The sequence below is a fragment of the Micromonospora jinlongensis genome, assembly GCF_013410645.1.
GTDB classification, from domain to species: Bacteria; Actinomycetota; Actinomycetes; order Mycobacteriales; family Micromonosporaceae; genus Micromonospora; species Micromonospora zamorensis.
The window spans coordinates 482,636-507,326 of sequence record NZ_JACCHK010000001.1 but is presented as its reverse complement, the minus strand read 5'-3'; the positions used below and the strand labels follow the sequence as shown (position 1 = coordinate 507,326).

Annotated in this window: 22 protein-coding genes, 1 pseudogene and 1 riboswitch; of the genes and pseudogenes, 13 read left to right on the top strand and 10 right to left on the bottom strand. The window is 71.8% G+C overall.

Features of this window, described 5'->3' with window-relative positions; translation table 11 throughout:
* Positions 1-182: 182 nt before the first annotated feature.
* Together HNR22_RS01635 and HNR22_RS31135 are read right to left on the bottom strand one after the other, a co-directional pair.
* Positions 183-2,210 carry a Xaa-Pro dipeptidyl-peptidase gene (locus tag HNR22_RS01635; RefSeq protein WP_179778686.1) on the bottom strand — a complete coding sequence of 676 codons (2,028 nt, stop codon included), beginning with the start codon at positions 2,208-2,210 and terminating at the stop codon, positions 183-185.
* Positions 2,211-2,337: 127 nt separating this feature from the next.
* On the bottom strand, positions 2,338-3,000 hold the full coding sequence (locus HNR22_RS31135; protein ID WP_246380603.1) for a hypothetical protein: 663 nt from the start codon (positions 2,998-3,000) through the stop codon (positions 2,338-2,340).
* Positions 3,001-3,429: 429 nt separating this feature from the next.
* On the opposite strand from HNR22_RS31135, the gene HNR22_RS01625 reads away from it, so the two are divergent.
* A complete protein-coding gene (locus HNR22_RS01625) occupies positions 3,430-4,392 on the top strand; it encodes a helix-turn-helix transcriptional regulator (protein WP_179778685.1) in 963 nt (320 codons plus the stop codon).
* A gap of 299 nt (positions 4,393-4,691) precedes the next feature.
* The gene (locus HNR22_RS31980) at positions 4,692-5,048 is read left to right on the top strand and encodes a DUF6624 domain-containing protein (protein WP_425488089.1); all 357 of its coding nucleotides are present in this window, start codon (positions 4,692-4,694) and stop codon (positions 5,046-5,048) included.
* Here the strand turns inward: HNR22_RS31980 and HNR22_RS01620 are convergent.
* On the bottom strand, positions 5,045-6,448 hold the full coding sequence (locus HNR22_RS01620) for an aminotransferase-like domain-containing protein (protein WP_179778684.1): 1,404 nt from the start codon (positions 6,446-6,448) through the stop codon (positions 5,045-5,047). The genes HNR22_RS31980 and HNR22_RS01620 overlap by 4 nt on opposite strands.
* Here HNR22_RS01620 and HNR22_RS01615 point away from each other — a divergent pair.
* On the top strand, positions 6,447-7,394 hold the full coding sequence (locus HNR22_RS01615) for a DMT family transporter (RefSeq protein WP_179778683.1): 948 nt from the start codon (positions 6,447-6,449) through the stop codon (positions 7,392-7,394). The two genes, HNR22_RS01620 and HNR22_RS01615, sit on opposite strands and share 2 nt — an antisense overlap.
* Here HNR22_RS01615 and HNR22_RS01610 read toward each other — a convergent pair.
* Complete coding sequence (locus HNR22_RS01610; RefSeq protein WP_099857360.1) at positions 7,391-7,777, bottom strand: winged helix-turn-helix transcriptional regulator; 387 nt, start codon at positions 7,775-7,777, stop codon at positions 7,391-7,393. The genes HNR22_RS01615 and HNR22_RS01610 overlap by 4 nt on opposite strands.
* A gap of 97 nt (positions 7,778-7,874) precedes the next feature.
* Between HNR22_RS01610 and HNR22_RS01605 the strand changes: the two genes are divergently transcribed.
* A complete protein-coding gene (locus tag HNR22_RS01605; protein ID WP_179778681.1) occupies positions 7,875-8,732 on the top strand; it encodes an NAD(P)H-binding protein in 858 nt (285 codons plus the stop codon).
* A gap of 107 nt (positions 8,733-8,839) precedes the next feature.
* Here the strand turns inward: HNR22_RS01605 and HNR22_RS01600 are convergent, their stop codons facing one another.
* Positions 8,840-9,538 carry a TetR/AcrR family transcriptional regulator gene (locus tag HNR22_RS01600; RefSeq protein ID WP_343059637.1) on the bottom strand — a complete coding sequence of 233 codons (699 nt, stop codon included), beginning with the start codon at positions 9,536-9,538 and terminating at the stop codon, positions 8,840-8,842.
* A 189-nt stretch (positions 9,539-9,727) separates the two neighbouring features.
* Here HNR22_RS01600 and HNR22_RS01595 point away from each other — a divergent pair, with 189 nt between their 5' ends.
* From HNR22_RS01595 to HNR22_RS01575, 5 genes are all read left to right on the top strand, one after another.
* The gene (locus HNR22_RS01595; protein ID WP_179778680.1) at positions 9,728-10,675 is read left to right on the top strand and encodes an ion transporter; all 948 of its coding nucleotides are present in this window, start codon (positions 9,728-9,730) and stop codon (positions 10,673-10,675) included.
* A gap of 77 nt (positions 10,676-10,752) precedes the next feature.
* Positions 10,753-11,922 (top strand): acyl-CoA dehydrogenase family protein, encoded by a 1,170-nt coding sequence (locus tag HNR22_RS01590; protein WP_179778679.1) that lies wholly within the window; start codon positions 10,753-10,755, stop codon positions 11,920-11,922.
* Positions 11,922-12,767 carry a phosphate/phosphite/phosphonate ABC transporter substrate-binding protein gene (locus HNR22_RS01585; RefSeq protein ID WP_179778678.1) on the top strand — a complete coding sequence of 282 codons (846 nt, stop codon included), beginning with the start codon at positions 11,922-11,924 and terminating at the stop codon, positions 12,765-12,767. Before HNR22_RS01590 ends, HNR22_RS01585 begins: the two co-directional genes overlap by 1 nt.
* Entirely contained in the window at positions 12,764-13,975 is a 1,212-nt protein-coding gene (locus tag HNR22_RS01580) for a sulfurtransferase TusA family protein (protein WP_179778677.1), read from the top strand. The genes HNR22_RS01585 and HNR22_RS01580 overlap by 4 nt, the downstream gene beginning before the upstream one ends.
* A gap of 37 nt (positions 13,976-14,012) precedes the next feature.
* On the top strand, positions 14,013-14,366 hold the full coding sequence (locus tag HNR22_RS01575; RefSeq protein WP_179778676.1) for a TraR/DksA family transcriptional regulator: 354 nt from the start codon (positions 14,013-14,015) through the stop codon (positions 14,364-14,366).
* A gap of 48 nt (positions 14,367-14,414) precedes the next feature.
* On the opposite strand, the gene HNR22_RS01570 is transcribed toward HNR22_RS01575, so the two are convergent.
* Together HNR22_RS01570 and HNR22_RS01565 are read right to left on the bottom strand one after the other, a co-directional pair.
* Positions 14,415-15,809 carry an FAD-dependent oxidoreductase gene (locus HNR22_RS01570; RefSeq protein ID WP_179778675.1) on the bottom strand — a complete coding sequence of 465 codons (1,395 nt, stop codon included), beginning with the start codon at positions 15,807-15,809 and terminating at the stop codon, positions 14,415-14,417.
* 46 nt (positions 15,810-15,855) lie between these two features.
* Positions 15,856-16,353 carry a GNAT family N-acetyltransferase gene (locus HNR22_RS01565; protein ID WP_179778674.1) on the bottom strand — a complete coding sequence of 166 codons (498 nt, stop codon included), beginning with the start codon at positions 16,351-16,353 and terminating at the stop codon, positions 15,856-15,858.
* 103 nt (positions 16,354-16,456) lie between these two features.
* On the opposite strand from HNR22_RS01565, the gene HNR22_RS01560 reads away from it, so the two are divergent.
* The 3 genes and pseudogenes from HNR22_RS01560 to HNR22_RS31125 all read left to right on the top strand — a co-directional run bounded on the left by HNR22_RS01560 (position 16,457) and on the right by HNR22_RS31125 (position 18,342).
* A complete protein-coding gene (locus tag HNR22_RS01560) occupies positions 16,457-16,828 on the top strand; it encodes an ArsR/SmtB family transcription factor (protein ID WP_179778673.1) in 372 nt (123 codons plus the stop codon).
* Positions 16,825-17,850, top strand: a pseudogene (arsB, locus tag HNR22_RS31130) (ACR3 family arsenite efflux transporter); the annotation flags it as partial. The gene HNR22_RS01560 and the pseudogene arsB, both read left to right, overlap by 4 nt.
* Before the next feature lie 84 nt (positions 17,851-17,934).
* A complete protein-coding gene (locus tag HNR22_RS31125; protein WP_246381055.1) occupies positions 17,935-18,342 on the top strand; it encodes an arsenate reductase ArsC in 408 nt (135 codons plus the stop codon).
* Between the two features lie 36 nt (positions 18,343-18,378).
* On the opposite strand, the gene eno is transcribed toward HNR22_RS31125, so the two are convergent.
* The gene (gene eno, locus HNR22_RS01550) at positions 18,379-19,644 is read right to left on the bottom strand and encodes a phosphopyruvate hydratase (protein WP_179778671.1); all 1,266 of its coding nucleotides are present in this window, start codon (positions 19,642-19,644) and stop codon (positions 18,379-18,381) included.
* 118 nt (positions 19,645-19,762) lie between these two features.
* On the opposite strand from eno, the gene HNR22_RS01545 reads away from it, so the two are divergent.
* Positions 19,763-20,677: a MerR family transcriptional regulator gene (locus HNR22_RS01545; RefSeq protein ID WP_179778670.1), complete on the top strand. Its 915-nt coding sequence runs from the start codon at positions 19,763-19,765 to the stop codon at positions 20,675-20,677.
* Positions 20,678-20,724: 47 nt separating this feature from the next.
* Here the strand turns inward: HNR22_RS01545 and HNR22_RS01540 are convergent, their stop codons facing one another.
* Positions 20,725-21,720, bottom strand: a complete 996-nt coding sequence (locus HNR22_RS01540; protein WP_179783350.1) for a ribonucleotide-diphosphate reductase subunit beta — start codon at positions 21,718-21,720, stop codon at positions 20,725-20,727.
* 56 nt (positions 21,721-21,776) lie between these two features.
* Positions 21,777-24,113: a ribonucleoside-diphosphate reductase subunit alpha gene (locus HNR22_RS01535; RefSeq protein ID WP_218906935.1), complete on the bottom strand. Its 2,337-nt coding sequence runs from the start codon at positions 24,111-24,113 to the stop codon at positions 21,777-21,779.
* 192 nt (positions 24,114-24,305) lie between these two features.
* A riboswitch (cobalamin riboswitch) is annotated at positions 24,306-24,522 on the bottom strand.
* Between the last annotated feature and the right edge of the window lie 169 nt (positions 24,523-24,691).

The window sequence follows — 24,691 nt, the reverse complement described above, 5'->3', positions numbered from 1 at the left end:
TCGATCAAGCGAATGCTCTTTCGATCAAGGAGCTTCGGAGAGCGCGGTGAACAGCCGTCGTACGGGGCGCGTGCCCACGATGAACACCCTGCCCCGGCCTGTCCGAGGCCCGGCCGGGGACGGCAGGGTGTGACACCTCGACCGCGCGTGGTGCCCGATCGAGGCCCCGTCGGGCCGTCGGGTCAGGGCACCTGCCGTGTGTCACCGGCCCTCCGGGCGGCCGACGGGTCGGCGGGCGCGGTGACCACCGGCGGCGCGACGTCCACGGCGGGCAACCCGGCGCGGCCGGCGACCGGAAGGATCAGCTCACTGCGGCCGAGGTCGACCCGTACGGTGGCGTTCTGGTCGTCGGTCTCGGTGAACTCCGGGTCGCTCTGGCCCAGGACCAGGCCGAGCACGTGCCCAGCGGGCAGCACCACGTCGTACGCGTTGAGCGGCACGGTCACCGTGTACCAGCGGTCCGGCCGCAGGGGTGTGCTGAACCGCAGCGAGCGGTGGTGCGCGGCGTCGAGCCAGCCCCGGGTCAGCACCGCGTGGTCGGAGACCGCGGTGATCTCCTCGGTGTCCCGGTAGCAGGCGTCGTCGACGTCGGTGGAGGCTCCCCAGCAGGACTCGGTTGCCAACGTGCGCACACCCTCCGAGCTGTCATAGCGGATCCGCTCGGCGGTGCCGTAGTCGACCAGTCGGGCGGTCAGCTCGGTGGTGGGCCGGTCCACCCGCACCCGCAGCCGCACCGAAGGGCTGCCGGAGATCCGCAGCGGCGCGGTCAGGGCACCGGAGAGGAAGACCAGTCGCCCGGCGGTCGCGGTGTTCGGCTCGGTGACCAGCTCGGCCTCGGGCAGTGACGCGTCGACGTACGCCTGCTCCCGGCCCGGTCGCGCGCCGCGCCCGCCGAGGGTCCCGGTCACGCCGTCGCCGGCGCCGAGGGCGACCCGGACGTCGCGGGTGCCGGGGGCGGGCCAGTCCCGTTGCGTCGTCCAGGCGCCCGGAGCCGTCTCAAGGTCGACCCGTGGCTCGTTCATCACCCCGTTGCGCAGCCCCTGCAACCAGAAGTCGAACCAGCGGTGCAGGGCGGTCACCCACTCGGCGCGTCGAACGTCGAACGGGTCCTCGTGGCCGGCCTGGTAGAGCCAGAGCTTGCGGGGCACGCCCTGGTCGGCCAACTCCTGCCACCAGCGGGCGAACTGGTTGGTCGTGACGTTGAGGTCGTTGACGCCGTGGGCCACGAAGACACTGGCCCGGACCCGGTCGGCCGAAGGCCGGTAGTCGCGCTGCGCCCAGAACGCGTTGTAGTCACCGGTCTTCTCGGCGCTGTCCGCGCGCAGCCGGGCCAGAGCGTCCGCGCAGGCTTCGTCGGTGCGGCCACTGACGTACGAGTGCAGGTAGCCGGGGTAGTCGGTGGTCCGCAGGTTCCCCTGGTAGCGCATGTAGTCGTACCAGCTGGAGATCGCCGAGATCGGGACGATCGTGGCCAGCCCCTGCACGCCGGTGGCGGCGACCCCGTTGGCGACCGAACCGTCCCACGACTTGCCGATCATGCCCACCTGGCCGGTGCTCCAGGTGGCGCTCACCGGCCGCCCGTCGGCGGTGTACGCGCGGGCCCGCCCGTTGAGCCAGTCCACCACCGCCTTGGCGCTGCCCACCTCGGCCGGGCCGCCGACGTCCTCGCAGCCGGTGGAGCGGGCGGTGCCCGCGAGGTCCACGGCGGCGAAGGCGTACCCGCGTGGGACGAAGTAGTTGTCGTAGAACAGCGGCGCCTTGGCGATCACACCGGCCGCGTCGTACGTCTTGAGTTCACTCTCGTTGCCCCGGCCACAGCAGAGGTAGTAGGGCGAGGCGTCCATGATGACCGGTACGCGAACCCCTGCGGCTGCGGCCTCCCGGGGCCGGACGAGGTCCACGGCCACCCGGTCCCGCACACCGTCACCATCGCTGTCGGCGGCGGTCTGGACCCACACGCTCTCCCGGATCGCGTCGGCGTAGGAGTAGGCGGGGACCGTCTGGTTGCCCAGGACGTGCGCGGGCACCGGTCGATGCCGCGCCGCCGGCTCCGCCGCGACCGGGGAAGCGGTCACCGGAGAGGCGGTCGCCGGAGAGGCGGTCGCCGGAGAGGCGGTCGCCGGGGCCGCCGGTAGTGCCGCGACCAGCAGGCCGACCAGGACGACGGCGACGTGGGCGCGGATGCTGGTGGGCGACGGAGCAGGCGTCATCGGTGTCCTCCCGGGGCGCGATGCGTGGATCACATTTCATCGCATCGATGTCCCCGTTGACTAGTGCCCGCACCGGTCCGGGTGTCGTCGGGAGATCTCCGACGACCGGCGGGCCGGTGCGCCCTGGTCAGATCCGGGCCCGGGGCAGCCAGCCCAGGAATCGCAGCCGGACCCGGGGCAGCGGCACCGTGGGCAGGTCCTGAGCGGCGGCGACCAGACAGGAGCCGAGATAGACCGCGAGGCCGGCTCGTGCGCCACCGAACTCGGCGAGCAGTTGACTCTGCTTCGTGGCACAGGGCCACTCGCGACCACACCCGGTGCAGGTCCAACTCGGGGGGTTGGGAAGGTGCTCCGGCAGCTTCGTGCGGCGGTACCGGCCGACGACGCTGTTGTCCGCGCGCACGTCGCGTCGCCGTGGCGCGGGGCCGCCGTTGCGCTGCCCGGCCGGGCGCGCACCGGGCAGGTACCGCCCGACGGTGCCGAAGAGCACCCCGACGCGGATCAGGGCGTCCGGTCCGACGTGGTGGGCCAGCAACGCGGTCATCAGGTAGTGCCCCAGCAGGTCGAAGGCGTCCCGGTTGAGACCCAGGTCACGGCAGAGGTCGACGAACTCCGGCGTGGTCAGGGGCACCCGGTCGTCGAGTGCGCGGCGCAGCACCTCGCGCAGAGCGCGGCCGAGTCGCTCGACCGCGTCACCCTCGCCCAGCCCCAAGCTGTCCTCGTCCGCCACCCGGGCCAGTGCCTCGGCCACGGCCAGCCGAACGACGCGGTCAGGATCGGTACTGTCCAACGCTCCTCCTTCCTGGACCGGTCACCCGGCGGTGGCCCGGTCGTCCTCCGACTCCTGGGGGAATCATGAACAAGATTTCGCTGTCGGCCACGAGGGTGGCTAGGTCAGCAGGCGTAGAAACAGTTGGCGCGCTAGCCGGAAAGCGAAGTCGACCAACCGACACATCGCATCGATTCGCGGGACGACGCGACGTGATTGTCGTAAGGTGACATTCCCATCGACGGATATTGCGCCTCAGGACAATCAACGGTCAGAACAGATCCGACGCCCTCGCCCGGTCGCTGCCGTCCCGCTCGCGACCCCACCGCACCGCACCGCACCGCCGGACAACGACGTGCCGGGTCACCGCCGAGCATTCCGGCACGTCCCGATCCCGCCGCCGGCACCGTTTCACCAACCGGCGGCACCCGCACCGGACGGAGACAGCGGATGACGTCAACACCAGTGCAGACCCACCAGTTCGACAGCCGTGACCCGGTGGGCATTTCGCAGTTCCTGTCCACCACGTACGACACGACACTGCGCATCCACAGCAGGAACGGATACCGGCTCAGCCATCACCGTGTCGACGCCGGCCCCTTCGCCGTCTCGACCACCCGCCAGACCGGGCATCTCGAGATCGATGCCAGCACCCTCGGCGGGTTGGTCGTCGGCAGCGCCCGGACGGCCCGTGGCGAGCGCGCCTGCGACGGGTCGGCCGACCGGTTCGCGCCCGGCGACGTCCTCCTCGTCACCAGGCCGGAGGAGCCGTGCCGCGTCCGGTGGCATCCCGGCGAGGTGGAGCTCTGCATGCTGGACCTGTCGGTGCTGACGCAGGTGGCCACCACGGCGCCGACGCGGCGGCCCGGTCGGATCCGATTCACCGATCTGGGTCCCGTCAGTGGGGCCCTCGCCCGGCAGTGGCGCAACACCACCAGCTTCGTCAGTGACGTCCTGCTGAACAGCCTGACCACCGGGGCGCAGCCGCTGGTGATCGGCAATGCCGCGCGAATGCTCGCCGCGGCGGCGCTCACGGTGTTTCCCAACACCGCGTTCACCGAACCGACCGCCGCGGACCGGAACGACGCCAGCACCGCCACGCTACGACGGGCGATCGCGTTCGTGGAGGAGCACGCCGACCGGGACGTCAGCGCGGCCGACATCGCCGGTGCGGCCGGCGTCTCCCTGCGGGCGGTACAGCTCGCCTTCCGCCGTCATCTCGGCACCACCCCGACGGCCTACCTGCGTCGGATCCGGCTCGACCGCGCCCATCACGACCTGGTGCGCGCCGACCCCCGCCGGGAGACCGTCTCGGCGATCGCCAGTCGATGGGGGTTCGCCAGCCACAGCAGGTTCACGGCCCGCTACCACGCGAGCTACGGCGTACCGCCGCGCGAAACGCTCAACGCCTGAGGCGGCCCCCGGTGGCACGCCTTGTGACGCTGTCCCCCACCGGCGACGATCGGCCCCTTGACGCTCCCCTCGCGGGTCGCGTTGGCGCTGGTGGGCCTGCTGATCCTCGCCGCGTGCGACACTGCGCCGGAGCCCGCTGGTCCCACCCGCGTGTCAGCCTCCCCCGTCGCCTTCGACAGGCGCTGCACGACGAGTTGGTCGCGATGCTGGAGCGCGACCAAGCCGACCGCGAGGGCCCCCGCAGACCGAGTCCGACCAGGCGCGCACCGCCCGGCTAAGGACATCATCCGCGCCCACGGCTGGTCGGCCTTCGCTTTGGTCGGCGAGGACGGCGGCAATGCCGCCGGGCCATCGCACAACGCTCCGACCTGGATCTCGCCTTCCGGCAGGAGGCGCTGGGCCTGCTACGCGCGTCCGTCGCCGCCGGCCAGGCTTCGCCGGGCAACCTCGCCTACCTTCAGGACTGGGTCGCGACCGGCAAGGACGAGCCCCAGGAGTACGGGACGCAGATCCGCTGGGGACCCGGCGGGCCCGTCCCGGCCACCCCGATCAGGGACGAGGCCGATGTCGAACGACGCCGCGCCGAGGCTGGCCTGCCCACGCTCGCGAGCTACCTGGCCGAGGTGACCACGGTCTGCCCCCAGGACACCAACTAGACAGGTGCACGTTCTCCACGCAGAGCGCGGGCGAGGCGGCGCACGGCCTCGTCCATGAGGTCGGGTGCGGCGGCGTAGGTGAGGCGCAGGTGCGGCGCCGGAGGTTCGGCGGCGTACCAGGGGCGACCCGGAAAGACGATGACGCCCTCGGCGGCAGCGGCAGCGGTCACCGCCACGTCGTCGACGCCGTCGGGCAGGCGGATCCACAGGTGCAGGCCGCCACGCGGGACCGACTGTGGACAGAGGCTGGGGAGGTGTCGCCGCAGCGCGGCCAGCAACTCCTCGCGGCGCATGCGGAGGGCCGTGGCGAGGGTGCGGCGGTGCCGCGACCAGGCCGGGGAGGTGAGGAACTCCAGCGCCGCCTGTTGCAGTGGGCCGGCCACGAAGAAGTCGTCGAGCAGCCGTGCCGCGCGCAACCGGGCGCCGGCCGGTCCGCGGGCGCCGATCGCCGCGACGCGCAGCCCGGGCGCCGTCGACTTGGTCAACGAGCGCAGATAGATGACGTGCCCGTCGGGGTCGTCGGCCGCCAGCGGCGGTGGGGCCGGACCGTCGATGGTGAGGTCGCGGGCGTAGTCGTCCTCGATCAGGAACGCGCCCGCGTCGCGTACCACGTCGGCGACCTGGGCCCGGCGGTCAGCCGCCAGCGTCGCGCCGTGCGGGTTGGCGTGCAGCGGCTGGCAGTAGAACAGCCGCGCGCCGGTGCGGGCGAACGCGGCGGCGAGGTGGTCGGGGCGTACCCCGTCGGCGTCCGCCGGCACGGGCACCACCCGGAGTCCGGCGGCCCGGGCCACGGCCAGCGCGCCCAGGTAGGTCGGCGACTCGACGAGCAGGGCGTCGCCGGGGGCGGTGAGCGCCCGCACCGCCGAGGACAGCGCGGCCTGCCCACCGGGGCAGATCACCATGTCCTCGGCCCGCAGCCCATTTCCGGCCTCGCGGGCGAACCAGGCGCGTAGGTCCTCGCGCCCCTCGACCGGCCCGCGCTGCCAGGTCGCGGGCTGGCGGGCGGCGCGGCTGAGCGCGGCGCCCAACGCGGCGGCCGGCTGCAGCTCCGTGTCCAGGTAGCCGCCGGACAACGCGATCGCACCGGCGCGCGGTAGCGCCAGCAGAGCCTGCATCTCGCTCTCGCCGGACGGCCGGGGGCCGAGCGCGACGGTCTGCCAGGACAGGTCGGGTGCGCGCCGCTCGTCCGGCGCGGCGGCTACGAAGGTGCCTCTGCCGGGCCGTGCCTCGATCAGCCCTTCGGCCACCAACCGCCGGATCGCCTCGGCGACGGTGACCGGCGAGGCCTGGTGCCGGGCGGTCAGCTCCCGGACCGAGGGCAGTCGGGCACCGGGACCTGTGGCGGCCACCAGCACGCGTAGATCTTGGATAACGCGGGCGGCTGCGTTACCGTTCTCCATGAAGGACGATAGTAGCGCTACTGCCACCAGCACGGTAACAACGCGGCGGGCCGGCGGCCTCGCCCTCGGCGCGCTGGGCGTGCTCGGGTTCAGCCTTTCACTGCCGGCGACCCGCCTGGCCGTCCAGCAACTCGATCCGTGGTTCGTCGCGTTCGGGCGGGCGGTCGGCGCGGGCCTGCTGGCCTGGGCGTACCTGCGTCTCACCAGCGCACCACGGCTCTCGCGCGGTCAGCGGCGGCGGCTGGCGATCGTCGCCCTGGGCGTTGTTGTCGGTTTTCCGTTGTTCACCTCGCTGGCGCTGCTCACCCAGACGTCCGCGCACGGCGCGGTCGTCATCGCCGCGCTGCCCGCGATGACGGCCGTGTTCGCGGTGCTGCGCGCCGGTGAACGGCCGCCGCCGCTGTTCTGGATCGCGAGCGTCGGCGGCCTGCTGGCGGTGCTCCTCTTCCTCGCCGCCAGCGGCGAGATACGCGGCACCATCACCCTGCCCGACGCGTTCCTGCTCGCGGCGATCGTGCTCTGCGGCCTGGGCTACGCCGAGGGCGGCGCTCTCGCCCGCGAGCTGGGCGGCGCCCGGACGATCTGCTGGGCGCTGCTGCTGTCGCTGCCCGTCACCGTGCCCGTCACGATCGTCGCCGCGCTGGCCGACCGGCCGCACGCCGACGGCTTCGGCTGGTCGGCCTTCGGCTACCTCACCGTCGTCTCGATGTTCCTGGGCTTCTTCGCCTGGTACGCGGGCCTGGCCCGGGGCGGCATCGCGCAGGTCGGTCAGGTCCAGCTCGCGCAGCCAGTGCTCACCCTCGGGTGGTCGGCGCTGCTGCTCGGCGAGAACGTCACCCCGACTTCGATCACGGCGGCCGTGGTGGTGCTGGCGTGCGTCGTGTTGATCCAGCGCACCCGGCGGTCAGCATCAGCGGTGCGACGGGAGAGGTCGGGCGCGCGCTAGCCCCGCTCGCGCTCGCGGGCGGTCTGCAACTCGGGCACCGACGCCTCCAGCAGATCGGCGAGGCCACGCAGTTGCTCGGCGACCCGGGCGCCGAGCGGCGTCAGCGAGTATTCGACGCGCGGTGGGATCGCGGTGAGCACCTCGCGGGTGAGCATTCCGTCCCGTTCGAGGGTCTGCAGGGTCTGGGAGAGCATCCGCTCGCTGACCCCGTCGATGCGGCGACGCAGGGCGTTGAACCGGTATCGCCCCTCACCGAGCGCCAGCAGAGCCAGCGAGGCCCACTTCGAGGTGACGTCCTCGAAGGCCGCACGGGAGGTGCACCCCCGGGCGAAGACATCGCTGACGAATTCCTGGGTAGGCCCCGCCGGGTCCTGGGCGGGCATGTCGCTCACCTCACCAGCCTACCGCACGGTTACGTCTCGACAGGTGCTGTAGATTCGTAAGTGCTTACAGATATGCCGCTACCCACCGGAGGTTCCCATGCCCACCTACGCCGTCACCGGTGCCACCGGCCGACTGGGTCGCCTGGTGATCGGGCAGTTGCTCGACACCGGCGTGCCCGCCGCCGACATCGCCGCCATCGTCCGCAGCCCGGAGAAGGCCGCCGATCTGGCCGCGCGCGGGGTCGAGATCCGCAAGGCCACCTACGACGACCCGTCGACGCTGCCCGGCGCCGTGGCCGGCGTACGCCGTCTGCTGCTCATCTCCGGCGACACTCCCGGTCAGCGCGTCGCCCAGCACACCGCGGTCATCGAGGCCGCCAAGCTCGCCGGGGTCGAGCGCCTGGTCTACACCAGCATCCTGAAGGCCGACACCACCACGAACCCGCTCGCCCCGGAGCACAAGGCCACCGAGGAGGTCCTCGCCGCCTCCGGTCTGACCTACACCGTGCTGCGCAACGGCTGGTACACCGAGAACTACACCGACCAGCTGCCGCAGTACCTGGGGTCCGGCACGATCCTCGGCGCCACCGGTGGCAGCAAGGTCTCCGCCGCGACCCGGGCCGACTACGCGGCAGCCGCCGTGGCGGCGCTGACCCGCGAGGAGGACGGCAACGCGGTCTACGAACTGGGCGGCACCGCGTTCACCTTCGACGAGTTGGCCGAGACCGTCACGGAGGTCACCGGCACCACCGTCGTCCACCGGGACCTGTCTGCCGCCGAGCTGGCCTCGGCCCTGGAGAACGTTGGCCTCGACGCGGGCACGGCCGGATTCGTCGCCGCACTCGACCACTCGATCGCCATCGGTGAGCTGGCGACCGACAGCGACGACCTCAGCCGGCTGATCGGGCGACCGACCACCCCGCTGCGCGACGCCGTCCGGGCCGCGCGGGCCTGACCGGGCCACCGTCCAGGCCGGTGCCGGGCGGCCCCGCTCACCACCGAAGACGAGACCAGCTGGCACCGGCCGGGCGACGGATCGGCCGACACCACCTGCCGATCCGCTCAGCCCGCCTCGACGAGCAGCAGACCGGTCAGCAGGCCGCGCAGGGTGCGCTCGACGAGGTCCGCCCGGGGTGCCGGCGCCGAGGGCTGACTGAAGGCCGCGACCAGGTGCGGGTACGCCGCGAGGTCGACACCGACGAAGCTGAGGGTCCCGGCCCCGGCGGCGGCCTCGCGGCGGGCGAAGAGGCTCACGACGCCGGTCATCATCGCGATGGCCTCGAACTTGGCGGTGACCGCGCAGGGCAGGGGTTCCAGGACCCGGATGCAGTTGTCGAACCAGGCCAGACCCTCGGGGCCGACGCCGGAGGCCCGGTGGAACACGTCGAGCAGCCACGGGTGAGCGCCGAACAGCGCCAACTGCCGGCGGCCCAACAGCACCATGGTGTCCAACCAGTCGCCCTCCGCCTGCGGGTACGGCCGCAGCTCCCCGATGACCCGGTCGGTCATCAGGTCCAGCAGGTCGTCACGCGACGACAGGTACCGGTAGAGGGAGCCGGCGCCGGTGCCGAGCGCGCTGGCGACGGCGCGCATCGACACCGCGGCGAGCCCTTCGGTGTCCGCCAGGGCGACGGCGGCCACCACGATGGCGTCCCGGCTGTGGGCGGGAGCGGGGCCACGGCTGCCGCGTTCGGGCCTGCTCCAGATGGGCGGACGGTCGGGGCCACCGTCACCGGCGCTCACAGGGGGTGCGTCACTCACCGGCCCACTCTAGATAGCAGCCGCGGTTCGCAGCCTTCGTCGTGTGCGGCGGACACCACGGCCGTACCCCCGATCATTGATCTTGGATAGGCTGACGGACATGCCCGCACGCCACCCGCACCGCCACCACGACGGCCGGAGGCGGGCCCGCACAGCGGCCCCGGCGCACCTGTTCGAGCCGGCCGACTGGTGAGTGGCGCACCCGCGCCCGCCCAGCGAGGTGAGCCGACCCCGTCGCCGCAGCACCGATCCGGTTGGGCGGCCCGCTGCGCCCGGCTCGCCCGGTCGCGCCCCTTCGAGATCGTCATCGTCGTGGTCATCCTCGCCAACGGGATCGTCCTCGGCCTGGAGACATACGACGACCCGAACCGGGCCAGCACGGCACTGCACTGGCTGGAGCTGCTCTTCCGCTCCGTCTTCGTCGTCGAGATCGGTGTCCGGCTGGCGGCCTACGGGAAGCGTCCGCAGGACTTCTTCCGGCACGGCTGGAACGTCTTCGACTTCGTGGTGATCGCGGCCATCTTCATCCCGGGCCTGCACGGCGACCCGGCACTGCTGCGCGTCGTGCGGGTCGCCCGCATGGTCCGGTTGGTGCGGTTCTCGCCGGGCCTGCGGACCATCGTCTCCGCGCTGTGGCGCAGCCTGCCGGGCGTCACCGGGTTCCTCGCCCTGGCCGTGGTGACCCTCTACGTGTACGGCATGGCCGGCTGGCTGATCTTCGGTAGCAGGTACCCGGAGCAGTACGGCGACATCGGCAGGTCGCTGCTGACGCTGTTCGTGCTGCTGTCGCTGGAGACCCTGCCGGACCTCATCGAGCAGGGCATGGCCATCTCGCCGTGGACACTGCTCTACTACGTCAGCTACGTGGTCATCACCGTCAACCTGCTGCTCAACATCCTCATCGCGGTCATCGTCAACTCGATGGAGGAGGCACGCCGGTTGGAGATGACCGAGCGGCTGGCCCCCGACTACGACGAGGATGGCGACGGCGTACCGGACGAGGTGGACCGCATCGCGCTGACCCAGCGGCTGGACGACCTGCGGGCGGTCATCGGCGAGCTGGAGCGGGAGTTGCGGATCGATCGGGAGGACGGGCACGGCCGGCCGCACCGGGACGGCACGCGTACCAGAGGGTGATCCGGTGCTCGCGCTGCGTCCTCCAGGTCGGATAGTGTAGACGGCGGCCTGACCGCTTCGGTCGAAGGGGCACCCGCATGACAACCACTGTCGACAATGCCCATCCCATCACCGATGTCACGAGCACCCTCGGCACCCTCATCGACGACGTGATCCGCCCGCAGGCGACGACGGTCGACCGGGAGGGGGTCTTCCCCCGCCAGGGTGTCGACGCCCTCGCCGCGGCCGGCCTGCTCGGCCTGGCCTCCTCGACCGAGGTTGGTGGCGGCGGCCACGGCATGCGGGTGGTCGCCGCGGTCGTCGAGCGGCTGGCCGCCGAATGTGGCTCCACGGCGATGGTGGTCCTCATGCACTACGCGGCGACCGCCGTCATCGAGGCGCATGGCCCGCGCGAGGTCCGCGCCGGCATCGCGACCGGCGGGCATCTCACCACGTTGGCGTTCTCCGAGTACGGCTCCCGCAGCCACTTCTGGTCGCCGACCGGCACCGCGACAGCCACCGACGATGGCAGCGTCCGCCTCGACGCCCGCAAGAGCTGGGTCACCTCCGCCGGCGAGGTGGACAGCTACGTGTGGTCGAGCCTCCCGGTGACCCTCGCCGCCGGTCCGATGACGCTGTGGCTCGTGCCGGCCGGCAGTGCCGGCCTGAGCGTGACCGGCGACTTTGACGGGCTCGGCCTGCGCGGCAACGGCTCCCGGCCGATGACCGCCGACGGGCTCCGGGTTCCCTCGACGGCGATGATGGCGGCCGACGGCGCCGGGCTCGACACCGCGCTCGGTGCGGTCCTCCCCTGGTTCCTGGTGCTCAACGCCGCGTTCTGTCTCGGTCTCGCCCAGAGCGCGGTCGCGGAGGCGGGCCGGCATGTCACCAGGACCACTCTCGCGCACACCGGGGCCGCCCTGCGCGACGCGCCCGTCACCCGCCGCGACCTCGCCCGACTGATGATCCGCACCGACGCACTACGCGCCTTCCTGGGCGACACCCTCACCGCTCTGGAGACCGGCCGCGACGACGCGATGCTGCGGGTCCTCCAGGTCAAGGCGCTGGCCGGCGAGACCGTCGCCGACGTGACCGACGGCGCGATGCAGCTCTGCGGCGGGAGCGCGTTCCGCAAGGAACTGGGCCTTGAGCGCCGTTTCCGGGACTCTCGGGCCGCCCGGGTGATGGCACCGACCACCGACGCTCTGCACGATTTCGTCGGCCGGGTCGCCACCGGCCTGCCGCTGCTCGACGAGGCCAACCGCTGATGCCGGCGCCATCGGTCCTGATGGGTGCCGTCGCGTACGACCCCAAGGTGGTGACCATCTGGGAGGGCTTCCGCGCCTGGCTACGCGGGCGCGGCCTGGACTTCGACTTCGTCCTCTACTCGCACTACGAGCGACAGGTCGAGGATCTCGTCGCCGGACGGATCGACGCGGCGTGGAACTCACCCCTGGCCTGGCTGCGCGCCGAGCGACTGGCGGTCGCCAACGGCACGACCGTCCGCGCGCTCACCATGCGTGACACCGACCAGGACCTCACCTCGGTCGTGGTGGTTCGGGCCGACTCGCCGGTGCGCCAGCTCGCGGACCTCGCCGGCCGGGTGGTCGCCGCCGGGGCGGTCGACAGTCCACAAGCGACGCTGATCCCACTGGATCACCTCGCGGCGCGCGGGGTCACCGTCGACGTACGCCGCTTCGACGTGGGTGTCGGCCTGCACGGCGACCACATCGGCGGTGAACGCGACGCGGCCCGCGCCCTGCTGGCCGGGGAGGTCGACGCCACGTGCATGATCGACGCCAACCACCTGGCGTTCGTCCAGGAGGGCACACTGCCGCCCGACGGCACCCGGATCGTCGCGCAGACCGCACCGTACGACCACTGCAACATGACGGTCCGCGCACCGGAGTCTGAGGGGGTCCAGCTCTTCGGCACGCTGCTGCTCGGCATGTCGTACGCCGACGCACAGGTGCGTCCGCTGCTCGACCTGGAGGGGCTGACGGCCTGGCGGGAGGGCCGCACCACGGGGTACGACGTGCTCGCCGACGCGGTCGACACCAGCGGTTTCTACTCCCCCGACGGGCGGGTGACGGCCCCGGACTACCGGCCGTGAGCGCGGCACCTGTCGCCGAGCTCGACCTGGGCGACCTGGGCTTCGGTAGGGGCGCGCACCTGATCGTGCACCGCGCCCTGGCCGGTCTGCCGCCCGGAGGCCGGTTGGCGATCCGCGGACGCGACCCGGCGCTGCCGGTGCACCTGCCGGCATGGTGTCGTGGCCGGGGCCATCGGGTCGAAGCGCCGGAGCCGGACGACCGGACCGACGTGGTGGCGGTGGTGGTCCGGGGCACGGCGGACGACGACCGCTGGTTCGGCGCGGAGCGCGCCGGGCCCGCCCTCCCGACGGCACTTCGCAGCCGTCCGCCGGCGCGGTGGGGGCTCGGCGCCCGGGGTGCGCTGCTCGAAGCCGGTGGCCCCGAGGCCCGGTTCGACCTGGACGACCGCGACCTGGTGTGGGCCGATGTCGCTCCCCACCTCTACGCACAGGCGGCGGCGCGGCAGTGGGACCCGCAGACCGCGGTGCCCTGGGACGACCCGTTCGCGCTGCCGTCGGACGTCGAGGCCGCGGTGGTGCAGGTCATGACATACCTGGTCGAGAACGAGCAGGCCGCCCTCGTCGTGCCGGCCCGGTTCGTCGGGCGGATCCATCCGCACTTCCGTGAGGTGGTGCAGCTCCTCGCCGTGCAGATCGCCGACGAGGCCCGGCACATGGAGGTGTTCAGCCGACGGGCGCTGCTGCGGGGCGCCGAGTTGGGCACGTCGTCGGCCGGCGGTCGACAGTCGCTCTTCACGCTGGTCGCGGAGTCCGACTTCGCGCTGGCCTCGTTCCTGCTGTCCGTCCTGGGTGAGGGCAGCTTCGTCGATCTGCTCTCGTTCCTGCACCAGTTCGCACCGGACCCGGTGACGCGCCGGGTCTGCTGGCTCGCCATGCAGGACGAGCGCCGGCACGTGGTGTTCGGCATGGCGCACCTGGAGCATCAGGCGCAGCTCGACCCGCTGCTGCGGGACCGGCTGCGGGCGGCCATCCACCGCCGCCACGACGCGCTCGTCGACACCGCTGGCCTCAACGCGGACGTCTTCGACGCGCTGGTGGTGCTCGCGGCGGGCGGCTGGCACCCCGACGACGTGTCCGCCGGCTTCGACCGGGTGCAGGCCCTGCAACACGCGATGGATCAGGGCCGCCAGCGCCGACTGGTGCGGCTGGGTTTCCCGCCCGACGAGGCGGCCGCGCTGTCCGCCCTGCACACCCGCAACTTCATGTGAGCGACCACGCTCACGGCGGGGGTACGGTGGGGTGGCCATGGACAGGAACTCCAGCGCGGTCCGCGAGGAACTACTGCGGCTGCGTGAGCAGACCGAAGCGCAGGCCGCAGCCCTGGACAGTGACCTTCGGAGCCTCTTCGAGGCCTCCCGGTCGTCCAACGCCGACGACGAACACGACCCCGAGGGCGCCACGATCGCCTTCGAGCGCGCGCAGCTCACCGCCGTCCTGGACGCGGCCCGCCGACGCCTGGCCGAGCTGGACAACGCGCTGGGGCGGGTCGACGACGGCAGTTACGGCGTGTGCGAACGGTGTTCCCGTCCCATTCCCGCCGAGCGGCTGGTCGCCCGACCGTCGGCGCGTACGTGTGTGGCCTGCGCCAGCCGACGGTGACGGTGCCCGTCGACCGCGAGGGCCACGGGCACCGTCGTACCCGGTGGATCAGCTCGCGCAACAACCTCCCGCGGGCGCGGCGTCGAGGGCGACGAGGCTGAGCGGCGCGGACAGCAACCCGCCGGAGATGCCGGTGCTCAGTCCACGCCCTGTCGGCTCCGGCCCGCAGCAGTTGTCGCCACTCGCCGAATCGGCGGGGTTGCTGTTGCAGACGCCGGTTTCGGGCAGGTCGAGCTGGACCTCGCGGGCGGCGGCCCAGTCCCCGGCGAGGGCGGCGACGACCGAGCGGACCTGCTCGTAGCCGGTGGCCATGAGGAATGTCGGCGCGCGGCCGTAGGACTTCATGCCGACGGCGTAGTAGCCGCTCTCCGGGTGGCCGAGTTCGTCCACGCCGTGCGGCGGAACGGTGCCGCAGGAGTGCTCGTTGGGGTCGATCAGCGGGGCGAGCGCACGGGTCGCGCCCATGATCGGGTCCAGGTCCAGCCGCAGCTCGGCGGCGATGGAGTGGTCGGGTCGGAAGCCCGTGGCGGCCACGATGCGGTCGACGGTGATCGACTCGTCGGCGCCGTCGGCGTGCCGCACGACCACTCTCACCCGACCGTCGGTCGGGGCGAGCGCGTGCACGGAGAACCCGGTGAGCAGCCGGATCCGTCCGGCGTCGACGTGCGCCCGCAGGCGCGAGCCGAGCGCGCCTCGCGCCGGGAGGGCGTCGGCCGCCCCGCCACCGTAGGTACGCGTCGGCGAGGCGGTCCGGATCGCCCAGGTCACCTCGGTGCCGGGCTCGGCGGCGGACAGCTCGGCCAGGGACAGCAGGGTGTTCGCGGCCGAGTGGCCGGCGCCGACCACGAGTGTGTGCCGGCCGACGAACCGACCCCGGTCGGCACCGAGCACGTCCGGCAACGCATGCTCCAGGTGGGCGACCGAGTCGGCCTCTCCCCTCGCGGGCAGGCCGGACGCGCCGAGGACGTTCGGCGTACCCCAGGTGCCGGAGGCGTCGATGACGGCGCGGGCGAACAGCTCGTCGCCGTCGGTGAGGCGGAGTAGGAACGGCGCGGTGTCGCGTCCGACGGTGCGCAGCCGGTCGAGGCCGAGGCGGCTGATCGCCTCGACGCGTGCCCCGTAGCGCACGTGCGGCTTGAGCTGCGGCAGCTCCGCGAGAGGCTGGAGGTAGTCGCCGACGAGTTCCGCGCCGGTGGGCAGGGCCTCCGGGTCGGGGGCGACCCAGCCGGCCTCGTCTAGGAGCCGACGGGCGGCCGGATCGATGTTGTACCGCCACGGTGAGAACACGCGCACGTGCCCCCACTGCCGTACGGCGGCACCGGGGGTGTCGCCGGCTTCGAGGACGGTGAAGGGCAGGCCGCGCTGGTGCAGGTGCGCGGCGGCGGCGAGACCGGTCGGACCGGCGCCGATGACAACAACGGGAAGGCCGTCCAGAGCGTTCATCCGTTGACTCCTCGATGTGGTGGCCCGCCTGCGGGGCGCGGGCTCGTCAGGTGATGGTGGGGCTGCGACGTTCGAGCAGGACGACGTCGCGCCAGCGGTCGTGGTGGCGCCCGACCCGCTCGCGTACGCCGATCACGCGGAACCCGGCGCGCTGGTGCAGCGCCATGCTGGCGGTGTTCTCCGGAAAGACCCCGGACTGGATCGTCCAGATGCCGGCGGCCTCGGTGGAGGTGATCAGCGCGTCCAGCAGCAGTCGGGCGACACCACGGCCCTGCGCGGCAGGGTCCACGTAGACGGAGTGTTCGACCACTCCGGCGTAGACCGCGCGGGTCGAGGTCGGCGAGACCGCGATCCAGCCCAGGACGGTGCCGTCGCGGTCGATGGCCACGAAGCGGTGCCCGGTCAACCGGGCGGCGTCGAAGGCCGTCCAGGTCGGGGCGGTGATCTCGAAGCTGGCATTGCCGGCGTCGAGGCCAGCCTGGTAGATCGCCAGGACCCGCTCGGCGTCGGCCTCGGTCATGGGCCGCACGGTGAGGTCAGCCATCCAGGTGTCCTTCCCGGTGGGGTCGACTGCTCGACGACGCCTGTCTCGACGCCTGTCGAATCAGACAGTTGCACACTGATTCGATCAGTGTCAACCTAGAGCAATGTCTAATCAAGCGGTATCGGCGGCCTGCTGCCCCTCGCTGACCGAGCGACGCGTGCCAGCAGAAGCCGCCGCGGTGCTCGCGCCCGCGTTCAAGGCGCTCGGCGACCCGGTGCGGCTGCAACTGCTGTCGATGATCGCCTCCGCCGAGAGCGGGGAGATCTGCGTCTGCGATCTGACCCCCGCGTTCGACCTGACCGGGCCCACCATCTCGCACCACCTCAGGACGCTGCGGGAGGCCGGGCTCGTCGACGCCGAACGCCGGGGCACCTGGGTCTACTACCGCGCCCGGCCGGCCATCCTGCGCCAGCTCGCCGCACTGCTCACCGTCACACCCGCAGCGGCGCCCGCCGACCGACCGGACTGCTCGTGACCAGCACCGTGCAGAGCGACCCGGCAGAGAGCGCCGTCGTCGGTCGCCTCTCCCGACTCGACCGGTTCCTACCGGCCTGGATCGGGCTGGCGATGGTCGCCGGCCTGCTCCTCGGTCGCCTGATCCCCGGCCTGGACGGCGCGCTGGAAGCGGTGACGATCGGCGGGATCTCGCTACCGATCGCGATCGGCTTGCTGATCATGATGTATCCGGTGCTCGCGAAGGTCCGCTACGACCGGCTCGACACCGTCACCGGCGACCGCCGACTGCTGATCTCCTCGCTGGTGCTCAACTGGCTCGTCGGCCCCGCCGTGATGTTCGCCCTGGCCTGGATCTTCCTGGCCGACCAGCCCGCGTACCGCACCGGCCTGATCATCGTCGGTCTGGCCCGCTGCATCGCCATGGTCATCATCTGGAACGACCTCGCCTGCGGTGACCGGGAGGCCGCCGCCGTCCTGGTCGCGCTCAACTCCGTCTTCCAGGTCGTCGCCTTCGGTCTGCTCGGCTGGTTCTACCTCTCGGTGCTGCCCCGGTGGCTGGGGTTGTCCGGCGCCGAGTTGACGATCTCGGCCTGGGACATCGCCCGCAACGTGCTCATCTTCCTCGGCATCCCGCTGATCGCCGGCTACCTCACCCGCCGCCTCGGCGAGCGCGCCAAGGGCCGCACCTGGTACGAGGCACGTTTCCTGCCCAGGATCGGCCCGGCCGCCCTCTACGGGTTGCTGTTCACGATCGTGATCCTGTTCGCGCTACAGGGCGACGCGATCACCAGCCGCCCCCTGGACGTCGTCCGCATCGCGCTGCCCCTGCTGGTGTACTTCGCCCTCATGTGGGCCGGCTCCTACGCTCTCGGCCGGGCCATCGGTCTCGGCTACGAGCGCACCACCACCCTGGCCTTCACCGCGGCCGGCAACAACTTCGAACTCGCCATCGCGGTCGCGATCGGCACCTTCGGCGTCGCCTCCGGTCAGGCCCTCGCCGGGGTCGTCGGCCCGCTGATCGAGGTGCCCGTCCTGGTCGGGCTCGTCTACGTGTCCCTGTGGGCGCGCCGCCGCTTCTTCACTCCCACACCCTCGGCAACCGTGGAACCCGGAAGGCAACCCCTCATGAGCACCAGGCCCAGCGTCCTGTTCGTCTGCGTCCACAACGCCGGCCGGTCCCAGATGGCCGCCGGCTGGCTGCGCCACCTCGCCGGCGACACCGTCGAGGTCCTCTCGGCCGGCTCCGCGCCGGCCGAGACGGTCAACCCCGCCGCCGTGCAGGCCATGCGCGAGGTCGGCATCGACATCACCGACCAGACCCCCAAACCTCTGGAGTACGCGACCGCGGAGTCCTCCGACGTCATCGTGACGATGGGCTGCGGCGACACCTGCCCGGTCTTCCCCGGCAAGCGCTACGAGGACTGGCAGCTGGAGGACCCCGCCGGCAAGGGAGTCGAGGCCGTCCGCCCGATCCGCGACGAGATCCGCGCCCGGGTGGAGAAGCTCCTCGCCGAGCTGAGCCGGACGACCTGACCATCGGGCGGCACGGCACCCGCACAAACTGGCGCCTCAGCGGCTGCCGGCGTAGACAGCGCGGTCGCCGAGCTCCTCCTCGATGCGGATGAGCTGGTTGTACTTGGCCGTACGGTCCGAGCGCGACAGCGAACCGGTCTTGATCTGGCCGCAGCCGACGCCCACGGCCAGGTCGGCGATGGTGGTGTCCTCGGTCTCCCCGGAGCGGTGGGACATCACCACCCGGTACCCCGCCTTGTGGGCGGCGTCCACCGTCGCGAGGGTCTCGGTGAGCGTGCCGATCTGGTTGACCTTGACCAGGATCGCGTTGGCGTAGCCGCCCTCGATCCCGTCGCGCAGCCGGTCGACGTCGGTGCAGAAGACGTCGTCGCCGACCAGCTGCACCCGCTCCCCCGCCAGCGCGGTCAGCCGCTTCCAGCCGGCGATGTCGTCCTCGGCCATCGGGTCCTCGACGGAGCTGATCGGGTACCGGGAGACCAGGTCGAGCAGGTGGTCGATGTGCTGCTCGACGGTGCGCTCGCGCCCCTCACCGACGTAGTCGTAGACGCCGTCGCGGAAGAACTCCGAGCTGGCCGGATCGAGGCACATCGTGATGTCGGTGCCGGGTTCGTAGCCGGCCTCCTCGATGGCGCGCAGCACGAAACTCAGCGCCTCGTCGGCGGTCGTGAATGGTGGTGCGAAGCCGCCCTCGTCGCCGACGTTGGTGTGGTGACCGGCCACGGCGAGCGATGCCTTCAGGGTGTGGAAGACCTCAGATCCCATCCGGACCGCCTCGGCGAAGCTCCGCGCTCCCACCGGGGTGATCATGAACTCCTGGAAGTCGAGCGGGTTGTCGGCGTGTGCCCCGCCGTTGATGATGTTCATCATCGGCACCGGCAGCAGGCGGGCCCCGACGCCACCGACGTAGCGGTAGAGCGGCTGCCGGTGCGCCAGCGCCGCCGCCTTCGCCGCCGCCAGGGACACGGCGAGGATCGCGTTGGCACCCAGGCGACCCTTGTCCTTCGACCCGTCGAGCGCGATCATCGTCTCGTCGATCAGGGCCTGGTCCTCCGCGTCGAGCCCGGTCACCGCGTCGGCGATCTCACCGTTCACCGCGCCGACCGCCGTCGTGACGCCCTTGCCGTGGAAGCGCTTGCGGTCCCCGTCGCGCAGCTCGACCGCCTCGTTCGCCCCCGTCGACGCCCCGGAGGGCACGGCCGCCCGCCCGGTCGATCCGTCCGTGAGGACCACGTCGGCCTCCACGGTCGGGTTGCCCCTGCTGTCGAGAATCTGCCGACCACGCACCCGACTGATTGCCGTCATCACACACTCCCTGCTCACGATGCCTTTTCGCCGCCAGACTGGCAGGAAACGGCGGTCCTGGCACCGCGACGATCGACACGTTGACCCGTACCCCAGGGTGCGGGTTTAGGGTCGCGGGATGCGGGTGGGTGAGCTGGCACGACGGACCGGGACGACGGTCCGGGCCTTGCGGTACTACGAGTCGGCCGGGCTGGTCGTGCCCCGGAGGTTGGGCAACGGCTACCGGGAGTACGACGCGATCGCGGTGCGGCTGGTGGCACAGATCCGCGAGTTGATGGCGCTCGGCCTCACCGTCGAGGAGACCCGCCCGTTCGTCGAGTCGATCGCCGGTGGAGCCGACGACGCCGACGTGTGCGCGGCGGCGGTGGCCACGTACCGCAGCAGCATCACCGGCCTGCAGGAGCGGATCGGCAAACTGACCGCCCAGCGGGACGCGCTGGACGCCCGCCTCGACGCAGCCGCGTCCCAGGTCGTGCCCGGCAGCGCGGCGGCCGGCACCGACCCCGCCGCGCTGGTCGGCACCAGCCTGCCATCCCTGTCCTTCTACGGCACCGACGGCCGCCCGGTCGATCTGGGTGCGCTCGGCGACGGGCGCACCGTCATCTTCGTGTACCCACTGACCGGGCGGCCGGGCGTCGACCTGCCCAACGGGCTGCTGGAGGTCCATGGCGCCCGGGGCAGCACCGAGCAGGCCGCCTGGTTCCGCGACCACCACGCGGAACTCCGTGCGGCCGGCGCCGCCCGGGTGTACGGCCTGTCCGCGCAGTCGACCGGATACCAGCGGGAACTCGCGCACCGGCTGCGGTTGCCCTACCCGCTGATCCCCGACCCGAGGCTGACGCTGGCCGACGCGCTGCGTCTGCCGACCCGCGCCGCCGGTGACATGACGCTCTACGAGCGGTTGACGCTGATCATCGCCGACGGCGAGGTCGAACACGTCTTCCACCCGATTCCGGACCCGGCGTCGCACCCCCTGCACGTGATGCGGTGGCTCACCAAGCGACGCCAGGCCCCCGGATCGGTTGCCGCCTAGGGCCTGTGTCGAAGTCCTCGGCTCGACCGAGGACTTCGACACAGGCCCTAAAAGTCGTCGTCAAAGGCGACGGTGCCGCTCACCCCGACCTGGTACGCCGAGACGCGCCGCTCGAAGAAGTTGGACAGCTCCTGCACGTCCTGCAACTCCATGAAGGCGAACGGGTTGGTTGACCCGTAGTGCGGGGCGATGCCGAGCTGGGCGAGGCGACGGTCCGCGACGTGCTGGAGGTACTCCCGCATGTCTTCCAGGATCAGGCCGGGCACACCGTGGCCCAACAGGTCCTCGGCGAACTGCACCTCACACTCGACGGCCTCGGTGAGCATCCGCCGAACCTGGTCGGCGAGGTCGTCGTCGAACAGGTCCGGCTCCTCGGCGCGGACGGTGTCGACCACGTCGAACGCGAACGCCATGTGCATCGACTCGTCCCGGAACACCCAGTTGGTGCCGGAGGCCAGGCCGTGCAGCAGCCCACGGGAGCGCAGGAAGTAGACGTACGCGAACGCGCCGTAGAAGAACAGCCCCTCGATGCAGGCGGCGAAGCAGATCAGGTTGAGCAGGAACGTCCGTCGGTCCTCCCGGGACCGCAGCTCCCGCAGGTCGTTCAGGGAGTCGATCCAGCGGAAACAGAACTCGGCCTTGCGACGGATCGAGGGGATGTTCTCGATGGCGGCGAAGGCCTCGAAGCGCTCGGTCTCATCGGGCACGTACGTGTCGAGCAGGTTGAGGTAGAACTGGACGTGCACGGCCTCCTCGAACAGCTGCCGGGACAGGTAGAGGCGGCCCTCGGGGCTGTTGACGTGCTGGTACAGGTTGAGCACCAGGTTGTTCGCGACGATCGTGTCGCCGGTGGCGAAGAACGCCACCAGACGGCTGACCAGGTGCCGCTCGGCCGGCGACAGCTTGTCCAGGTCGGCGAGGTCGGCGTGCAGATCCACCTCCTCGACCGTCCAGGTGTTACGGATGGCGTCGCGGAACCGGTCGAAGAAGTGCGGGTAGCGCATCGGGCGGAGGGTGAGGTCCATCCCGGGGTCGAGCAGCATGTGCGTGGTCCTCGTTTCGGCGGTGTCGGCGGTAGCGGCGGTGGCGGTGTCGGCGGTCACTGGCAGGCCTCGCACGACTCGGGGTTCTCCAACGAGCAGGCCAGCGCCTCCGCGTCGGCCACCACCGGGGCGACGACGGCGACGGGCGCGACGGCGCTGACGGTGGCCTGCTGGATCCGCGTTGCTGGGCGGGAGCGCAGGTAGTAGGTGGTCTTCAGCCCGGCCTTCCAGGCGTACAGGTACATCGAGGACAGCTTGCCGATGGTCGGTGCGGCCAGGAACAGGTTCAGCGACTGGGACTGGTCGATGAACGGGGCACGGGCCGCGGCCAGGTCGATCAGGGCGCGCTGCGGCAGCTCCCACGCGGTGCGGAACAACTCCCGTACGCCGGCCGGCAGCTCGGCGATGTCCTGCACGGACCCCTCGGCCCGCTTGATGGCCGACCGGATCCGGTCGGTCCACAGACCACGGGCCTTCAGCTCGCGTACCAGAGCGGTGTTGACCTGGAGGAACTCCCCCGACAGGGTCTCGCGCTTGAACAGGTTGGACACCTGCGGCTCGATGCACTCGTAGCACCCGGCGATCGAGGCGATGGTCGCGGTCGGGGCTACCGCCACCAGCAACGAGTTGCGCAGCCCGTACGCCTCGACCCGCTCGCGCAGCGCGTCCCACCGTGCGGTCTGCGTACCCTCGACGCCCCACAGGTCGGGCTGGAGCTGGCCCCGCGCGGCCCGGGTCTGCGGATACGCCGGATGCGCGCCGAAGTCGCGGGCCAGGTCGGCGGAGGTCTCCAGCGCGGTCAGGTACAGCTCCTCGCTGATCCGGGTGGACAGCTCCCGCGCGGCCGGCGAGTCGAAGGGCAGCCGCAGCGCGAAGAAGACGTCCTGGAGGCCCATCAGCCCGAGCCCGACCGGCCGCCAGCGGGGGTTGCTCGCCGCCGCCTGCGAGGTCGGGTAGTAGTTGATGTCGATGACCCGGTCCAGGAACGTCACCGCGGTACGGACCGTGGCGCGCAGCCGCTCCCAGTCGATGCCACCGTCGGTGAGGTGGGCGGCGAGGTTCACCGAACCGAGGTTGCACACGGCCGTCTCGACGTCGCTGGACACCTCCACGATCTCGGTGCAGAGGTTGGACAGGTGCACCACGTTGCCCGGCTCGGCGGTCTGGTTGCACAACCGGTTGGCGGCGTCCTTGAAGGTCATCCACCCGTTGCCGGTCTGGGCCAGGGTCCGCATCATCTTCCCGTACAGCTCCCGCGCCGGGACCTGCCGCACGTACCGGCCCTGCGCCTCGGCCTCGCGGTACGCGGCGTCGAACCGCTCCCCCCACAGGTCGGGCAGCTCGGGCACCTCGTGCGGGTCGAACAGCGACCACAGCTCGTCGGCCTCGACCCGGCGCATGAACTCGTCCGGGATCCAGTTGGCCAGGTTGAGGTTGTGGGTACGTCGGGCGTCCTCGCCGGTGTTGTCGCGCAGTTGCAGGAACTCCTCGATGTCCGGGTGCCACGGCTCCAGGTAGACGCAGGCCGCGCCCTTGCGCCGGCCACCCTGGTTGACCGCGGCGACGCTCGCGTCCAGCGTGCGCAGCCACGGCACGATCCCGTTGGACTGCCCGTTGGTACCGCGGATCAGCGCGCCCCGGGACCGCACCCGGGAGTACGCGATACCGATGCCACCGGCGAACTTGGACAGGTTCGCGACCTGGGCGTACCGCTGGTAGATCGAGTCCAGCTCGTCGAGCGGGGAGTCGACCAGATAGCAGGAGGACATCTGGGTGTGCCGGGTGCCGGAGTTGAACAGGGTCGGCGAGCTGGGCAGGTAGGCCAGGCTGGACATCAGCCGGTAGAACCCGGTCGCCTCGTCGGGCGTGGTGGACAGACCACAGGCCACCCGCAGCAGCCAGTACTGCGGGGTCTCCAGCACCAGCCTGCTGGTGGGGTGGCGCAGCAGGTACCGGTCGGCCACCGTACGCAGGCCGAAGTACTCGAATCGCCGGTCGCCGTCCGGATCGACGGCGGCGTCGAGCATCGCGGCGTGTGCGGCGACGAACGCGGCGGTGTCGTCTCCGATCAGGCCCTCGGCGTGGCCGACCCGGATCGCCGCGCTGAACGAGGTGATTCCCTGCCGACGCACCTCCTTGTCGACGTAACCGGCCAGCAGCCGGGCGGCGAGGCGCGAGTACTGCGGCTCCTCGCCGATCATCTCGGCCGCGGTCTGGATGGACAACCGGTCCAGCTCGGCCGTCGTCGCGCCGTCGTACAGGCCGCTGATGGTGCGGGTGGCGACGCGCATCGGGTCGACGTCGGTCAGGTCGTCGGCCCACCGCTCGACCGCCCGGACGATCTTGTTCACGTCCACGGGTTCGGTGGCGCCGTCGCGCTTGCGGACCTGCATCGGCGTCCGGCGCACTGTCGCGTCGCCGCTGACCGGGACTGCCTCGGTGACTGTCACCACTCGCTCCTCGGAGTTCGAGACCTGGTGGTCCGGACGCGAGGAGACAGACACCGACGGACGCCACGCCGGCACGGCGTGGGTCAGGTGGCGTCAGCCGTCCCACGCGGCCTCGGACCGCCGCCCACCCGGGTGCGGGTACGCGGCGCGCTGGCAGGTCTTCGGACTCGTGGGCACGACCGGGCTGGCCGGTCTCCTACTGGCCGTCGCTTCCCAGGCCGCTTGGTGGCCCAGTGCTGATGACGGCGGTCGTTCCCACTCACCGCTGCGGGACAGTCCCGGATTTCCACCGGGTTCCCTCTTGCCTCGACCACACCGGATGAGCGGTCGAACCAGCTGCGCTCGACACCATATATAGGGATGCAGGCGTTGTCACACCCCACATGTCGACCCCGGGCGTGTCGGCGGCGGTCCGGTGACGACCGTCACGGCCGGGTGTCGGCACGCCGTTCAGCGGCGGATTCGTGGTTGCGCCCGTCAGCCAGGCACCGGGGTGACCGCACTCGGGCGCGCCTCGGGGA